General features: G+C 72.2%; 14 protein-coding genes. 8 read left to right on the top strand and 6 right to left on the bottom strand.

Annotated elements, in window-relative coordinates:
- Positions 1-6 precede the first annotated feature (6 nt).
- Positions 7-369, bottom strand: coding sequence for a cupin domain-containing protein (locus tag ACSUPR_RS09535; RefSeq protein WP_436890791.1), 363 nt, complete (start codon positions 367-369; stop codon positions 7-9).
- Positions 370-464: 95 nt separating this feature from the next.
- Positions 465-1,028, bottom strand: coding sequence for a TetR/AcrR family transcriptional regulator (locus ACSUPR_RS09530; RefSeq protein ID WP_436890790.1), 564 nt, complete (start codon positions 1,026-1,028; stop codon positions 465-467).
- Positions 1,029-1,212: 184 nt separating this feature from the next.
- On the opposite strand from ACSUPR_RS09530, the gene hrpA reads away from it, so the two are divergent.
- The gene (gene hrpA, locus ACSUPR_RS09525; RefSeq protein WP_436890789.1) at positions 1,213-5,208 is read left to right on the top strand and encodes an ATP-dependent RNA helicase HrpA; all 3,996 of its coding nucleotides are present in this window, start codon (positions 1,213-1,215) and stop codon (positions 5,206-5,208) included.
- A 226-nt stretch (positions 5,209-5,434) separates the two neighbouring features.
- Here the strand turns inward: hrpA and ACSUPR_RS09520 are convergent, their stop codons facing one another.
- Both ACSUPR_RS09520 and ACSUPR_RS09515 read right to left on the bottom strand, forming a co-directional pair.
- Positions 5,435-6,079, bottom strand: coding sequence for a pyridoxamine 5'-phosphate oxidase family protein (locus ACSUPR_RS09520; protein ID WP_436890788.1), 645 nt, complete (start codon positions 6,077-6,079; stop codon positions 5,435-5,437).
- Positions 6,080-6,134: 55 nt separating this feature from the next.
- Positions 6,135-6,677, bottom strand: a complete 543-nt coding sequence (locus ACSUPR_RS09515; RefSeq protein ID WP_436890787.1) for a globin domain-containing protein — start codon at positions 6,675-6,677, stop codon at positions 6,135-6,137.
- 378 nt (positions 6,678-7,055) lie between these two features.
- Here ACSUPR_RS09515 and ACSUPR_RS09510 point away from each other — a divergent pair, with 378 nt between their 5' ends.
- On the top strand, positions 7,056-8,255 hold the full coding sequence (locus ACSUPR_RS09510; protein WP_436890786.1) for a lactonase family protein: 1,200 nt from the start codon (positions 7,056-7,058) through the stop codon (positions 8,253-8,255).
- A 40-nt stretch (positions 8,256-8,295) separates the two neighbouring features.
- Here the strand turns inward: ACSUPR_RS09510 and ACSUPR_RS09505 are convergent, their stop codons facing one another.
- A complete protein-coding gene (locus tag ACSUPR_RS09505; RefSeq protein ID WP_436890785.1) occupies positions 8,296-9,279 on the bottom strand; it encodes a hypothetical protein in 984 nt (327 codons plus the stop codon).
- A gap of 275 nt (positions 9,280-9,554) precedes the next feature.
- Here ACSUPR_RS09505 and ACSUPR_RS09500 point away from each other — a divergent pair, with 275 nt between their 5' ends.
- From ACSUPR_RS09500 to ACSUPR_RS09485, 4 genes are all read left to right on the top strand, one after another.
- Positions 9,555-10,190 carry a biotin transporter BioY gene (locus tag ACSUPR_RS09500; RefSeq protein ID WP_436890784.1) on the top strand — a complete coding sequence of 212 codons (636 nt, stop codon included), beginning with the start codon at positions 9,555-9,557 and terminating at the stop codon, positions 10,188-10,190.
- A complete protein-coding gene (locus ACSUPR_RS09495; protein ID WP_436890783.1) occupies positions 10,190-10,870 on the top strand; it encodes an energy-coupling factor ABC transporter ATP-binding protein in 681 nt (226 codons plus the stop codon). The genes ACSUPR_RS09500 and ACSUPR_RS09495 overlap by 1 nt, the downstream gene beginning before the upstream one ends.
- A complete protein-coding gene (locus ACSUPR_RS09490) occupies positions 10,867-11,481 on the top strand; it encodes an energy-coupling factor transporter transmembrane component T family protein (RefSeq protein WP_436890782.1) in 615 nt (204 codons plus the stop codon). The genes ACSUPR_RS09495 and ACSUPR_RS09490 overlap by 4 nt, the downstream gene beginning before the upstream one ends.
- Before the next feature lie 205 nt (positions 11,482-11,686).
- On the top strand, positions 11,687-12,613 hold the full coding sequence (locus ACSUPR_RS09485) for a serine hydrolase (RefSeq protein WP_436890781.1): 927 nt from the start codon (positions 11,687-11,689) through the stop codon (positions 12,611-12,613).
- Between the two features lie 248 nt (positions 12,614-12,861).
- Here the strand turns inward: ACSUPR_RS09485 and ACSUPR_RS09480 are convergent, their stop codons facing one another.
- Entirely contained in the window at positions 12,862-13,602 is a 741-nt protein-coding gene (locus ACSUPR_RS09480) for an SDR family oxidoreductase (protein ID WP_436890780.1), read from the bottom strand.
- A gap of 299 nt (positions 13,603-13,901) precedes the next feature.
- Here ACSUPR_RS09480 and ACSUPR_RS09475 point away from each other — a divergent pair, with 299 nt between their 5' ends.
- Together ACSUPR_RS09475 and ACSUPR_RS09470 are read left to right on the top strand one after the other, a co-directional pair.
- Positions 13,902-14,399 (top strand): ATP-binding protein, encoded by a 498-nt coding sequence (locus tag ACSUPR_RS09475; protein WP_436891935.1) that lies wholly within the window; start codon positions 13,902-13,904, stop codon positions 14,397-14,399.
- A 221-nt stretch (positions 14,400-14,620) separates the two neighbouring features.
- Positions 14,621-15,499 carry a helix-turn-helix domain-containing protein gene (locus ACSUPR_RS09470; protein WP_436890779.1) on the top strand — a complete coding sequence of 293 codons (879 nt, stop codon included), beginning with the start codon at positions 14,621-14,623 and terminating at the stop codon, positions 15,497-15,499.
- The last annotated feature ends 135 nt before the right edge of the window (positions 15,500-15,634 follow it).

Below are 15,634 nucleotides of genomic sequence, written 5' to 3'. Positions count from 1 at the left end.
CCCGGGTCACCCCTCCGTGACGTGGTAGACCTTGCGCAGCGTCTCGTGGACCGTCCAGCGGGTCCGGTCGCCCGCGCGCAGCAGGCACACGTCGCCCGGGCCGACCTCCAGCACCGGGCCGCCCTCCACCTCCACGGTGGCGCGCCCGCTCAGCACGACGAACACCTCGTCGGCCTCGGTGTCGGTGACCGTGCCCGGGGTGATCTGCCAGACGCCGCGGCTCTGGGAGCCGTCGGCCGACTCCCACAGGGTGCGGGAGGAGACGACCGGGGCGCCGGAGACGACCCGGGCCGGGTCCAGGGGTTCGGGTTCCAGGTCCACGTCCGCGACGCGGGCGACGAAGGGGGCCAGGCCTGAGAGCGTGTTCATGCTTCGATGATGGACGCGAGGGCCCCCGCCGGGAACGTTCACGGTGTTCCCGACGGGGGCCGGATTCTGACAGGGTGAACGGGCCGATGCGCTCCCTAGCGGGTGGAGCGCAGCAGGTCCAGCAGGTCGTCGACGACGGCGTCGGGGTCGGTTCCGGCGGTGAGGTGTCCGGCCAGCTGCAGCTGGACGGCCCCGTGCACCGCCGCCAGCAGCAGGCAGGTGCACCGCTGGGGGTCGCGTTCGGGTATCTCGCCGCTGTTCTGGCACCGGCGCACGATGTCCGCCATCACCTCGGACATCCGCTCGGCCGCCCTCTCCAGCTCGGGCCGGGGACAGGTCCACGGCCCGCCGTAGATCAGCCGGAACCGCACCGGGTGCTCCAGTGCCCACGAGACGTAGGCGTGCAGGACGGACCGGAGCGCTCCGCCGGGGCCGTGCGGGGCGTCGGCGGCGCGGTGGACCATGGCGGCCAGCCGCTCCAGCTCCCGGGCGGCGATCACCGCCAGCAGCGACTCCTTGTCCTGGAAGTGTTTGTAGGGGGCCATGTGGGACACCCCGCTCAGGCGGCCCACCTCGCGGAGTGTCACCGCCTCGACTCCGCCGCCGTCCAGCAGAGCGGTGGCCGAGGCCAACAGCACGGTACGTGTGTCGTGGGGCATTCCCCCATGCTAGGGCGTGCCCCCGGGGGCGGCCCCGGTCCGGACCGCGGCCGCCCCCGGTGCGGAGCGGAACAAAGGAGGCCGCCCCGGCGTTGAGCCGGAGGGCCACCAACCCCCCGCCCGCGCCCGTTCCCGTGCGGCCCCCGGGAAAACCGGTTGCCGCTCCTCCTACCCTTGACTATTGATGAGCACCACCACGCCCGTACCCACCGCGGACCATCTCCGCTCCCGGCTCCGCGACCTCATGCCCGTGGACCGGCACCGGCTGCGCCGCCGCATCGACGGCCTCGCCAAGATGCGCGACGAGCGCCGCCGCGCCTCCGTCCTGGCGCAGATCGCCAAGGACGTCGACGAGGCCCGGCTGCGCGTGGACCTGCGCCGCGAGGCCGTCCCCGAGCTGACCTACCCCGAGGCGCTGCCGGTCAGCGCGCGCCGCGACGACATCGCCGAGGCCATCCGCGACAACCAGGTCGTCATCGTCGCCGGGGAGACCGGGTCGGGCAAGACCACCCAGCTGCCCAAGATCTGCCTGGAGCTGGGCCGCGGCGTCATGGGCACCATCGGGCACACCCAGCCCCGCCGGCTGGCCGCCCGCACCGTCGCCGAGCGCATCGCCGACGAGATCGGCACCCCGCTGGGCTCCACCGTCGGCTACAAGGTGCGCTTCACCGACACCTCCGGCGAGGACACCCTCGTCAAGCTGATGACCGACGGCATCCTGCTGGCCGAGATCCAGCACGACCGGATGCTGCGCGCCTACGACACGCTCATCATCGACGAGGCCCACGAGCGCAGCCTCAACATCGACTTCCTGCTGGGCTACCTCAAGCAGCTGCTGCCCAAGCGCCCCGACCTGAAGGTCGTCATCACCTCGGCGACCATCGACCCCGAGCGGTTCTCGCGCCACTTCGACGACGCCCCCATCGTCGAGGTGTCCGGCCGCACCTACCCGGTCGAGGTCCGCTACCGGCCCATCTCCGAGGACATCCTCGACCCGGAGGAGAAGAACCCGGAGGGGGGTACCGCGCCGGAGGCGTCCGTTGAGGGCGGTGGCGGGCGACGGGCGGGCGGTACCGACCGGGACCAGACCCAGGCCATCCTCGACGCCGTCGACGAGCTCTCCCACGAGGAGCCCGGCGACGTGCTGGTCTTCCTCAGCGGCGAGCGCGAGATCCGCGACACCGCCGAGGCCCTGGAGAAGCGAAGACTCCGCAACACCGAGATCCTGCCCCTGTACGCCCGGCTCTCGGTCGCCGAGCAGAAACGGGTGTGGACCTCCCACTCCGGCCGCCGCGTCGTCCTGGCCACCAACGTCGCCGAGACCTCCCTGACGGTCCCCGGCATCAAGTACGTCATCGACCCGGGCACCGCGCGCATCTCCCGCTACTCCCACCGCACCAAGGTGCAGCGCCTGCCCATCGAGGCGGTCTCCCAGGCCTCCGCCAACCAGCGCAAGGGCCGCTGCGGCCGCGTCTCCGAGGGCATCTGCATCCGGCTGTACTCCGAAGAGGACTTCCTGTCCCGCCCGGAGTACACCGACCCCGAGATCCTGCGCACCAACCTCGCCTCGGTCATCCTCCAGATGGCCGCCCTGGGGCTGGGCGACGTCGCCGCCTTCCCGTTCGTGGACGGCCCCGACCACCGCCAGATCAAGGACGGCGTCAACCTCCTCACCGAGCTGGGCGCCCTGTACCCCGACCCCTCCGGGGCCAAGCGCCGCCTCACCCCGCTGGGCCGCCGCCTGGCCCAGCTGCCCGTCGACCCGCGCCTGGGCCGCATGGTCCTGGAGGCCGAGAAGCGCGACTGCCTGGCCGAGGTCCTGGTCATCACCTCCGCGCTGTCCATCCAGGACCCGCGCGAGCGCCCCGCGGACAAGCAGCAGCAGGCCCAGCAGATGCACGCCCGGTTCACCGACAAGGAATCGGACTTCCTCGCCTACCTGAACCTGTGGAACCACCTGCGCGACAGGCAGAAGGAGCTGTCGGGCAACCAGTTCCGCCGCATGTGCCGCGACGAGTTCCTCAACTACCTGCGCGTGCGCGAGTGGCAGGACATCCACGGCCAGCTCAAGCAGGTGCTGCGGCAGATGGACGTCGAGGTGCCGCCGCTGCGCCCTGAGGCCGCCGACCCGCGCGCCGTCCACATGTCCCTGCTGTCCGGGCTGCTGTCGCACGTCGGCCTCAAGGACCCCGAGAAGCACGAGTACCTCGGCGGCCGCGGCGCCCGGTTCGCGATCTTCCCCGGCTCGGCGCTGTTCAAGAAGCAGCCCCGCTTCGTCATGGCCGGCGAGCTGGTCGAGACCTCCAAGCTGTGGGGGCGCATGGTCGCCCGCATCGAGCCGGAGTGGGCCGAGGAGCTGGCCGGGGACATCGTCAAGCGCAGCTACAGCGAACCCCACTGGGAGCGCAGGCGCGGCGCCGTCATGGCCTACGAGCGGGTCACCCTCTACGGGGTGCCCATCGTCGTGCAGCGCAAGGTGTCCTACGGGAAGATCGACCCGGAGATGTCCCGGGAGCTGTTCATCCGCCGCGCCCTGGTGGAGGGCGACTGGGAGACCCGGCACCACTTCTTCCGCGCCAACCGCGCCCTGCTGGAGGAGGTCGAGGACCTGGAGCACCGGGCCCGCCGCCGCGACATCGTCGTCGACGACGAGACCCTGTTCCGGTTCTACGACGCGCGCGTCCCCGCGGACGTCGTCTCGGCCGCCCACTTCGACGCCTGGTGGAAGAAGGCCCGGCACGAGCAGCCGGAGCTCCTGGACTTCACCCGCGACGACCTCATCAACGACGGGGTCGACACCGTCAGCGAGGACGACTACCCCGACACCTGGCGGCAGGGGGCCCTGGTCTTCCCGCTCACCTACCAGTTCGAGCCGGGCAGCGACTCCGACGGCGTCACCGCGCACATCCCGCTCAAGGTCCTCAACCAGGTGGAGGCGGACGGCTTCGACTGGCAGATCCCGGGGCTGCGCGCCGAGCTGGTCACCGCGCTCATCCGGTCCCTGCCCAAGCCGCTGCGCCGCAACTTCGTCCCCGTGCCCGACAACGCCGACCGCGCCCTGGGCGGGCTCACCCCCTACGAGGGGGCGCTCACCGCCGCACTGGCCGCCGAGCTGACCCGCATGTCGGGGGAGCGGATCCCGGCCGACGCCTTCGACCTGACCCGGGTGCCCGACCACCTGCGCATCACCTTCCGCGCGGTGGACGACCGGCAGCGGGCCCTGGCCGAGGACAAGGACCTGGAGCGGCTCCGGGCCAAGCTCAAGCCGCGCCTGCGCGAGGCCATCTCCGCCGAGGCCAAGGGCGTGGAGAAGAAGGGGCTGACCGCCTGGGACTTCGGGCCGCTGGAGCGCACCCTGGAGCGCAAGGCGCTGGGCCCCAAGGTCAAGGGGTACCCGGCGCTGGTCGACGAGGGCGACAGCGTCGCCGTGCGCATCTTCGACACCGAGGCCGAGCAGCGTGCCGCCATGCGGCTGGGCACCCGCAGGCTCCTGCTGCTCAACCTGCCCTCCCCGGCGGCCGTCGTCAGCAAGGGGCTCGACAACCCCGACAAGCTGGCCCTGGCCGACAGCCCGTACGGGTCCGTCAGGAAGCTCCTCGCCGACGCCGAGGCGGCCGCCGTCGACCACCTGCTCGCCCGCGAGGGCGGACCGGTGTGGAACGCGGAGGACTTCGCCGCCCTGGCCGAGCGCGTCCGCGCCGACCTGGGGGACACCGTCGCCGAGGTCCTGCCCCGGGCGGCCCGGGTCCTGGCGCTGTGGCGCAAGGTCACCAAGAAGGTCAAGGGCACCACGTCCCTGGCGGTGCTGCCCTCGCTCAACGACGTGCAGGGCCAGCTGGGCTCGCTGGTCGGCGACGGGTTCATCACCGCCACCGGCGTGGGGCGGCTCGACGACCTGCACCGCTACCTGCGCGGCATCGAGTACCGGCTGGAGAAGCTGCCGGAGAACCCGCGCCGCGACCAGGTCGAGATGTCCAGGGTCGAGCAGATGCGCCAGGCGGTGGCCAGGGCCACCGGAGGGCTCAGGCCGGGGCGGGCCGCCGACCCGGACGTCGTGGAACTGCGCTGGATGCTGGAGGAGTACCGGGTCAGCCTGTTCGCGCAGGGTGCGATCCGCACCGCCTACCCGGTGTCCGACAAGCGGATCATGAAGGCCGTCGAGGCGGTCAAGGCCGTCTAGGGTCTGTTTTTTGAGTGCCGTCCTGTTCCGCGGGGGGGTGTGAGGCGCCGGCGGGGTTCGGCAGGCCCGGAGGGGACGTCCGGGGAACGAGGGCGTTCCCGTGGGGCCGAAGGTTCCCGCCTTCCAAAGGCGCCGAACGCGGACCGGAGCGGAGCGGAGGTTCGAAAAAACACAGCCTGGGGCGTCTCCCGGGGAGCGCGTCGCGCTCCCCGGGAGACGGCGGGGCTCAGGCTCCGAGGAAGTCCCCGCGGTTCCGGGCCTCGTTGTCCTGCTTGGCCCCGAAGAAGTCCCCGCCCTTGCGCAGGGCGTCGTCGGTGCCCCAGTCCTCCTCCGGTCCGACCTTGCGCAGGTGGGGGATGTGCTTGCGGCAGTGGATGTAGGCCTCCTCGACGTGCACCAGCATCCACATCTGCGCCCGCTGCCCCGGGACCTCGGGCAGGGGCAGGTCCCGGACGTGCGCCCGCAGGCGGTCGTCCTCCATGATCTTCACCCGCCCGTTCACGTGCAGGCCGATCCGGTCGCGCTGGAAGTCGAGGAACATCAGCCCGATGTGCGGGTTCTGCGAGACGTTCCCCGCGCTGGCGAACACCCCGTTGCCGCGGTACTCGGGGAAGGCCAGGGTGCGCTCGTCGATGACGTGGACGAACCCGGGCGGCCCGGCCCGGAAGCTGGAGTCGCACTCGCCCCGCTCGTCGGCGGTGGCGATGAAGAGCATCTCCTGGCGGGCGATGAAGGCCCGCATCTCCGGGTTGAGGCGGTCCAGCATCTGGTCGCGGTAGAAGCGCGCCGCGCGGTCGGTCGTCCCCATGACCTGCTGGACGTACCGTTCTCCCTCGGTACCGGTCACGGGGTTGTGGCTGGTCTGTGTCATGAGACGGGGCTTTCCACGGTGTGCGTGCGTTCGGGAGGTGCCGGGCGCGGGCCCGTCAGCGGGTGCGGCCCGCGGCGTGCGCCGCCGTGTGCGCCGGGGCGTGCGCCGGGGCGCGCGCCGGGGCGTGCGCCGGGGCGCGGCGCGGCGACGGTGCGGCGGCCTCCTCCGCGCCGGCGAGCATGTTGGCGGTGATCCACTGGTAGACCAGCACCCAGGCCGAGCTCATCGAGGAGGACCAGGTGGGTGAGACCTCGCTGACGGCGCGGACCAGGGCCCGTCCGACATAGGGGTAGTGCTCGGGGAGCACACCGAGCTCGCGGTGGTGCTGCCTGCCCAGGTCCCGTAGGTAGCGCGCGATCTCGTCCGGCTCGTCGAGGTGGCGCACCACGGAGAGCAGGGCGTCGGCCATGCGCTGCTGCTGGGGCCTGAGGTCGTTCGAGAACATGTCCCGCACGGCGGGGACCATCTCGAAGAGGTTGTCGTAGAAGCTCCTGGCCAGCCGGGCCGAGCCCTCGGGAACGTCGACGCACGAGCGGCGGACCAGGTCGATGGTCTCCCGGTCGGGGAGCGGTACTTCGGATACGCGGCGAAGAGTCAAGAGGAGTCCAAGGTTCGGGTGAGCGGGGAGCCACGGCGCGTGAGCGCCCGGGGCAGGGTGCGCCCAGCGCTGCCGGGGTGGGGTCGGCCGTGCACCGGGTACCTCGGCGGCCCGGCGCCGTTACCGCGCGGCGGGTCCGAGGCCGCCCGTCCCCTCGGCAGGTCCCGCCGGAGCGAGGATGGGGACGGGTGGGATGCAAGTGGCCTTTGTTGCTTTCTTGGTCCTTTGGTGAGGAACTGTAACAGATCTGCTACGGGGAGGAGCGCCGGTGCACGTCCTGGGCCCGGCCGCTCCTTTCCGCCCGGGAGCACGGGGCGATAGCATGCGGCGGTGGTTCAGACCACGGGATACGCAGGCATACACGGAAACGAGGTCCCGGTGGGCGACTGGGTAAGCGGACGACGACTCCTGCTCGTGGGCACCTACACCCAGGACTCCGACCCGCCCGGCCGGGGCCGGGGCGTCCACCGGGTCGGCTTCGACCCGGCGACCGGTGAGCTCTTCGACCAGGGCGTCGCCGCGGAGACACCGGGGCCCTCGTTCCTCGCCTACCGTCCCGAGCCCCCCACGGTCTACGCGGTCAACGAGCGGGCCAAGGGCACCCTCACGGCCTTCCGCGTCGACGGGAACGCCGACCTCAGCGAACTCGGCGAGGTCCCCACCGGCGGCGGATCGCCCTGCCACGTGCGGTACCTGGGCCCCGAACAGGTCGCGGTCGCCAACTACGCGGACGGCGTGGTCGCCTTCGTGCCCACCGGCCCCGACGGGACCCCGGCCCCGTCCCACCGTGAGCTCGCCCACCGCGGGCACGGCCCGGTCGCCGACCGCCAGGAGGGCCCGCACGCGCACAGCACCGCCGTGGTCCTGAACTCCCACGAGCGCCGCCTGCGCTACCTGCTCACCGCCGACCTGGGCACCGACGAGCTGCGCGTGTACCAGTACGCCGTGCCGGTGGAGGACGAGGAGCCCGCACACCCGGATGAGGGCCTGTTCGGCACCGTGAAGCTGCCCGCCGGCACCGGTCCCCGCCACATGGCCGTCAACGGCGACCACGTCTACGTCGCCGGGGAGCTCGACTCCCGGGTCCACGTCGTCCGCTGGAACCCGCGCCGCGGCACCGGGGAGCACCTGGGCTCGGTCCCCTCCCTCGGCGGCCCGCACGACGCCAACTTCCCCGCGGAGATCGCCCTGCACCGCCTCAAGGTCGAGGGCCGGGACATCGCCGACGGCGACGCCCTGTCGATGACCACCACCTACGAGGGGCGGGTGTACGTCTCCAACCGGGGGGCGAACGCCGTCTCCACCTTCGCGGTCCGCGACGGGGGCGCCCGCCTGGAGCACCTGGCCGACACCCCGGTGGGCGACTGGCCCCGCCACTTCGCGGTCATCCGCGGCCACCGCGACGAGCCCGACCACCTGGTCGTCGCCGCCCAGAACGGCGACGAGCTGCGCTCGCTGCGCATCGACCCCGACACCGGGGTCCCCGCCGACACCGGCCACCGCCTGGAGATCCCGGTCCCGGTCTGCGTCCTGCCGGTCCCCATCAACCGCATCCGCCGCACCTGCGACCGCCCCTGACCCCGGCCCCGCCCCCGGGGACCCCGGGGGCGCGCCGCGCTCATTCCACGGTGGCCGCCGTACCCCGGAAGCCGATGGGCCCCTCTCCGGCCCGCTGGTAGTAGCCGAGGAAGCCGGCGGCCTTCTCCGCGAACGCCACGGAGCCGGAGTTCTCCCGCTGGTCGCGCCAGGTCACCCGCTCCAGCGGGGCGCCGCCGTCGTCCACGGCCAACCGCAGCCCGCCGGAGGCGTGCCAGCCGCCGCCCCAGCCGTCCTCGGTCCGGAAACGGTGCACGACCGCCTCCCCGGTGCCCTCCGGGTAGGTGCAGCGGTCCCGCAGGCGGCCGCGGTACTCGACCACGCGGCCGTCCGCGGCCCGGTGGAAGCCGTGGAACTCCTCCAGCGCCGACTGGAACGACACCGAGGCCTCGGACCCGTCCGCGCGCCGCCAGGAGAGCTGGGCGATCGGGGCCCGCTCTCCGTGGTCGACGTGGACCAGCAGCGGCCCGGCGTCCTCCCAGCGGTGCCGCCCGCCCCGCGGGTCCTCGACCAGCACGCGGGTGGCGTAGCGCAGCACCGACCGCTCGTCGGCGGCCGCGCCCATCGCCCGCGCCGACAGGCCCCGCTCGTGGACCGGGTCGAACGTGATCCGGTACAGCCACAGCAGGGTGCGGGCGTCGGCGCCGCTGCGCACGGTGACCCGGTTTCGGCCCGGCCGCAGCAGTGCGCCGGGGACGGCGAACACGCAGTCCTGCGGCAGGTCGCCGCCCCCGGGGACGGTCATCCGGGACGCCACCGGCTCACCGTTGACGAGGACCGTCATGGGGGCGTACCCGGAGGCGGGCCCGTTCCTGGAGACCAGGGCGGTCACCGTCAGGATCGCCTCCGCGATCCGCCCGCCTGCGTCCAGCCCGAAGTCGAACCTGACCGCGCCCCCCGCGTCCAGCTTCAGGTGGTCGCCGCCGAACCGGCCGTCCTCGTACTTCACGGTGGCGTTGGACAGGCGTGCCGGATCGGCGGACAGGTCGGCGTAGGTGGGTTCCATGGGAGGGCCTTCCGGGGAGCGCCGCCGGGGCGGCGGTGGGGGGCGGGCGGCTCGGAGCCTACCGATCGCCCACGACACCCGCGTCCGCGGTTCGGCAGGGCGCCCGCCACCCCCGCGCATCGCACCCCGGGCGGCCGCACTGTGACTCGGGTCTCAGTCGGAGGTCGACAACTCCGGCCGGTGAGGTTCTGTGCACCCCCGCCATCCCACCGGCGACCTCCGATAACGGACAATGGGTGCTGTTCCACTCCTGTTCGCCTTCCGAGGGGAAACGCATGCCCACGACCCGGACCGCCGGCATCCGCTACCGCGGCCTCACCGCGCGCGACCTGGCGCTCATCGCCGTGTTCGCCGCGTTCATCGCCGTGCTCAGCATCTCCGGCCAGATCACCGTGCCGCTGTCCCCGGTGCCGATCACCCTCCAGACCCTGGGGGTCATGCTCGCCCCCGCCCTGCTGGGGTGGAAGCGCGGCACGCTCGCGGTCGCCGTCTTCCTCGCCCTGGGCCTGGCCGGACTGCCGCTGTTCGCGGGCGGCACGGGCGGCCTGGGCGTGCTCGCCGGACCCTCCGCCGGGTTCATCGTCAGCTGGATCCCCGCGGCCCTGGTCATCGGCCTGCTCACCGACCTGCTGGCCCGCGACGGCCGCTACCGCTTCTGGGCGGGCCTGGCCGTCAACATCCTCGGCGGCATCCTCGTCGTCTACGCCGTCGGCGTCCCCTGGATGGGCCTGGCCATGGGCGACGGCCTGCTCGGCCTGTTCACCGCCATGGCCGTGTACCTGCCCGGCGACCTGGCCAAGGCCGTGGTCACCGCGCTGATCGCCACCGCCGTCTACCGCGCCTACCCGATCCCGCCCGCCGGCCGCCCGGTGATCGAGGAGGACGCCGCGGCCCCGGGCGAGAGCGCCTGATGCTCCGCCTGGAGGGTGTCTCCCACTCCTACGAGGCGCGGCCGGTGCTGCGCGACATCACCCTGGACCTCGCCGAGCACCGCATCGGCGTGATCGGGGCGAACGGATCGGGCAAGTCCACGCTCGCCCGCACCCTCAACGGCCTCGTCGTCCCCGACACCGGCCGTGTGACGCTGGGGGAGTGGGACACCCGGCGCCACGCCAAGCACATCCGCCGCCGGGTCGGGTTCGTCTTCTCCGACGCCGCCAACCAGATCATCATGCCCACGGTCGCCGAGGACGTGGAGATCGGACTGCGCTCCCGCAGGCTGGGGCGCGAGGAGACGGCCCGGCGGGTCGACGCCCTGCTGGAGCGCTACGGCCTGGCCGGACACCGCGACCACCCCGGCCACCTGCTCTCCGGCGGCCAGAAGCAGCTGCTGGCCCTGGCCTCGGTGCTGGCCACCGAGCCGGAGATCCTCGTCTGCGACGAGCCCACCACCCTGCTCGACCTGCGCAACACCCGCATGGTCCACCGGGTGCTCGACACCCTGGAGCAGCAGGTCGTGCTGTTCACCCACGACCTGGAGCTGCTGTCCTCCTTCGACCGGGTGCTCGTGGTCGACGAGGGCCGGATCGCGTACGACGGACCCCCCGCGGACGCCGTCGACCACTACGTCGAGCTCATGGACCACCGGTGAACACACTCGGCCTCTACATCCCCGGCGAGGGCCCGCTGTACCGGCTGGGTGCGGGAGCCAAGCTCGGCGGACTGCTCGCCGTCTGCGTCGTCGTCATCGTCCTGGCGGACCCGCGGGTGTCGGTGGGGCTGCTGGCCGCGGCGGTCCTGCTGTACCCCGCGGCGGGACTGCCGTTCGCCCGGGTCCTGGCGATCCTGCGGGGGCTGTGGCCGTTCCTGCTGGTGATCGGGCTCTTCCAGGCGGTCTTCGGGGAGCCCCTGACGGCGGTGCGGCTGTGCTCACAGCTGCTGGGGCTGGTGCTGCTGGCCAACGCGGTCACCCTCACCACCCGGGTCCGCGAGATGCTCGACCTGTTCGAACGGCTGGCCCGGCCGCTGGCCCGGTTCGGGGTGGCGCCCGAACGGGTCGCCCTGGTCCTGGCGCTGACGATCCGCTCCATCCCCATGGTCGCCGCCGCCTGGCGCGCCGCCGTGGAGGGGTACCGCGCCCGGGGCCTGACGGGGCGCCCGTACCTGCTGGTGACCCCGCTCATCGTGCAGCTGTTCCGGATGGCGGAGGCGACCGGGGAGGCCCTGGTGGCCCGCGGGATCGACGAGGACGACCGCTCCTGACGCTCGCGCCCCACCGAGGAAACGCAGTACCACGGCCGTTCCGCGTCCGTACCGATTCTGCATCGGCCTCTGGGATCATGGGATTCGGACGGGATAATGGACCCATTCCAGCCACTGAGCAACCCGTCCACGAACCGGTGATCGTGTGCCCCGGCGCTTCCCCGCCGACATCCCCCGAATTCCCCGCGGCCTGTGCACCCTCCTGGTGACGGCCCTCGTCGTCCTCCTGGCCGTGTCCCCGCCCGTCTCCTCCGGCACCCTGCCCGAGGCCGCCCCCGCGACGGCGCGGGCCATGGGGTCCGCGAGCGCCCTGCCGCCGGTCCCCTTCGCCCCCGTGACCGCCCCCGCGGCGGGAGGACCCGTGCTCACCCAGCGCCAGCACGACGACCTGGCCGCCCGCGTGGCGGGGATCATCGACGACAGCGGAGCCCGGGCCGGGATCGCCGTGCAGGACCTGCGCACCGGCGCGACGTTCAGCCACGGCTCCCAGGAGGGCTTCGCCACCGGCAGCCTGTCCAAGCTGACGATCCTCACCCTGCTGGTGCTGTGCGCCCGCGAGGAGGGCCGTGACCTGACCGCGGCCGAGCGGGACCGGGCCGAGGCCATGATCCGCTACAGCGACAACGACGTCACCAACGGCCTCTACTCGCGGATCGGCTACAACCCGGGCTTCGCCGAGGGGGTCGCCCGGCTCGGGTTCACCGGGACCGAGCCGCACCCGCACGGGGTGTGGGGCGGCACCGTCACCACACCGGCCGACCAGATCCGGCTGCTGCGCGCCCTGTACACCGACGAGGGGCCGCTCACCGGCGACGAGCGCGCCTACATCCGCGGCCTGATGGAGTCGGTCGCCCCGGAGCAGGCCTGGGGCGTGTCGGCGGTGGCCGGGCCGCAGGACGTGGTGGGCCTGAAGAACGGCTGGACGCCCCGGGACGCCGACCACGGCCGCTGGTTGGTCAACAGCGTCGGCTACGTGGCAGGGACCCAGCGCCAGTACCTGATCGCGGTCATGTCCGAGGGCAACCGGGGCTACGACACGGGCATCGCCCTGGTCGAGGCGCTGGCCGTCGAGGTCGCCGCCACCCTGGAGGACCCGCCGGGCGGTGACCCGCCGGGCTCCCTGAGCCACTAGGCCCGCGGGAGACCCACGGCCGCGGGCGGGGAGCCCGGGGCCGCAGGCCGTCCGTCGAGAACGGCGGGCCAGGCCGTGTTTTTTCGAACCTTCGCTCCGCTTCGGTCCACGTTCGGCGCCTGTGGAAGGCGGGAACCCTCGGCCCTACGGGAACGTCCTCGTTCCTCGGACATCCTCTCCGGGCCTGCAGAACCCCGCCGGCGCCTCACACACCCCCGCGGAACAGGACGGCACTCGAAAAACAGACCCTAGTCCAGCGGGCCGCCGGCCACGTACAGCACCTGGCCGGACACGAACCCGGAGTCCTCGGCGGTGAAGAAGGCCACCGCGTTGGCGATGTCCTCGGGCAGGCCCACCCGGCGGACCGGGATCTCGGCCTCCTTGAACTTCTTCATGTCGTCGTAGGAGACGCCGATGCGCTCGGCGGTGGCGCGGGTCATCGCGGTCTCGATGAAGCCCGGGGCGACCGCGTTGACGGTGACGCCGAACTTGCCCAGCTCGATCGCCAGGGTCTTGGTGAAGCCCTGGAGCCCGGCCTTGGCGGCGGAGTAGTTGGCCTGGCCCCGGTTGCCCAGGGCGGAGGAACTGGACAGGTTGACGATCCGGCCCCAGTTCTGGGCGGTCATGTGCGCCTGGGCCGCCCGGCTCATGAGGAAGGAGCCGCGCAGGTGGACGTTCATGACGGTGTCCCAGTCCGAGGCGGACATCTTGAACAGCAGGTTGTCGCGCAGCACGCCGGCGTTGTTCACCAGGATCGAGGGGGCGCCCAGGCGTTCGGCGACGGTGTCGACGGCCGCGTTGACCTGCTCCTCGTCGGCGACGTCGCAGCCGATGGCCAGGGCGCTGCCGCCGGCGGCGGTGATGCGGTCCACGACCTCCTGGGCGTCGGACTCCTTCAGGTCCAGGACGGCGACGGCCCGGCCCTCGGCCGCCAGGCGCTCGGCCGTGGCGGCACCGATACCACGGGCCGCTCCGGTCACAATGGCCACTCGAGGCGTTGCGGACATGGGTTACCTCCAGAATTCACACGGTGGGCGCGGGAGAATCCTACCGACATTCCTACCGGTCGGTAAGTGGGCGGGGGGTGTTATCCGGACCTTCCCCCGACCGGGTGCACCCGGTGCCACCTGGGCTCCCGCCACTCGCGAAAAGAAGTGCGCCACCGCGTCCCCCGGTTTTCCTGCACACCGCCCCCCGGTGGCCTACGATGTGTTGCAAGACCAAGATGCACGTGCATTCGATCCGTGCAGCAGCACGCGCCCGACCGGTTCTGGGAGGAGTGGAAGGCATGGAGTGTGCGGGGACGGTCATGGAGCCCGCAGGGGGGTGGTGGCTCAGAGTCCTCACCCACGGCTCCCGGCGCTGGAACACCCCTCTGTGCGGGGACCGGCACGACGCCGTCACGTGGACCTTCGCCCCACGAGCCCACTCCGTGTCGGCCGCACGGGAGATTTCCGAGGCCCTGCTCCGGGAATGGGGGATGGACCACTTGTCCCCGGATGTCGCCGTGGTCGTTTCGGAATTGGTCACCAATGCGGTCCGCCACGGCGGACCGCTGGTCTCGAGGGGGCCGGGCGGGGGCGGTATTCAACTCTCCCTCATGAGAAGCGGACACGAATTCATCTGCGCGGTGCGCGACGGAGGAGATCGGCTGCCGCGCAGAAGGAGGTCCGACCCGACCATGGAGGGTGGTCGGGGACTTGCCTTGGTGAGCGCCTTCGCGCGAGAGTGGGGTGTGATTCCCACTCCCCCCGGAGGAAAGTTCGTTTGGGCGCAATTCGTGTGAACCGGCGGTGCCGGGACGGCGTCCTGACCACCGCCCATGCGGGCGCGGATCCGCGGAGTGGCGGGGACCGGAGGCGGCCGACCCCGGTACCGCGATCACATCGGCTATATCGTGTACACGGGCGTCCCGCGCAGGCGGACGCCCTGTGCGGGAATGACAGGGAGGCGGCGAACGTGGATATCGCTCGATTGCGCAAGGGGAGTGGCCCCACCGTGCGTCGCATGCTGCTCGGCCACGAACTGCGCAGCCGACGCGAACAGCGTGGTATCAGCCGGGAGGACGCGGGCGCGCGGATTCGCGCTTCGGCGTCGAAGATCAGCCGCATGGAACTCGGCCGGGTCGGTTTCAAGCTGCGCGATATCGAGGACCTCCTGAAGTTGTACGGCACCGACCGCCGCACGATCAAGGAAATGCTCGAAGTCGCGAAGGAATCCAACAAGCCCGGATGGTGGAAGGAGTACGGCGAGTCCCTCCACAAGTGGCTGACCCATTACATCGGCTTCGAGGAGGCGGCCGACCAGATCCGCATCTACGAGTCGCAGTTCATCCCGGGTCTGCTCCAGACGGAGGAGTACGCCAGGGAGATCATCTTCAGCGGCGTCGACGCGGCCGACACGGTCGCCGAGCAGCGGCTGGCGGCACGGCTGAAGAGACAGAAGCGCGTCGAGACCGACGCCAAGATGCGCATGTGGGTGATCCTCGACGAGGCGGCGGTCCGCCGCCCCATCGGTGTGACCACCAAGGGCCTGGGCGTGATGCGCCGCCAGATCGAGCACCTGATCCGGCTCAGCACGGAGAAGGACAACATCACCATCCAGATCATCCCCTTCTCGGTGGGCGCGCACGCGGCCGAGGCTGGCTCCTTCACGCTGCTGCGCTACTCCGACTACGAGCTCGCCGACATGGTGTACCTGGAGCAGCTGCACGACGGGGAGCTGAACGACCGCCCGGCCGTGGTCGAGGCCTACACCAAGGCGATGACCCGGCTGAGCGTCTCCGCGGCCACCCCCGACGAGAGCCTGGAGATGCTCCGCTCCATCCTCGAGGACTTCTCCGGTCCGGACGCCGAGCCGGGTGAGGAGCCGGCCGACCGGGCCTGAGCCCGCCGGATGCCGGCAGCCGAAGGACCCCGTCCCCCGACGGGGTCCTTCGGCGTTCCGCGCCGTCCTCCCCCGCGGCCGTGGTCTCTTCCGGCCGCATGGCCGGACGCCCCGCGAGAGGGTCCCTCACCGCCT

It is taken from the genome of Nocardiopsis dassonvillei, from assembly GCF_964273065.1.
Classification (GTDB): Bacteria; Actinomycetota; Actinomycetes; order Streptosporangiales; family Streptosporangiaceae; genus Nocardiopsis; species Nocardiopsis dassonvillei_B.
This window is presented reverse-complemented; position numbering and strand designations above follow the sequence as displayed.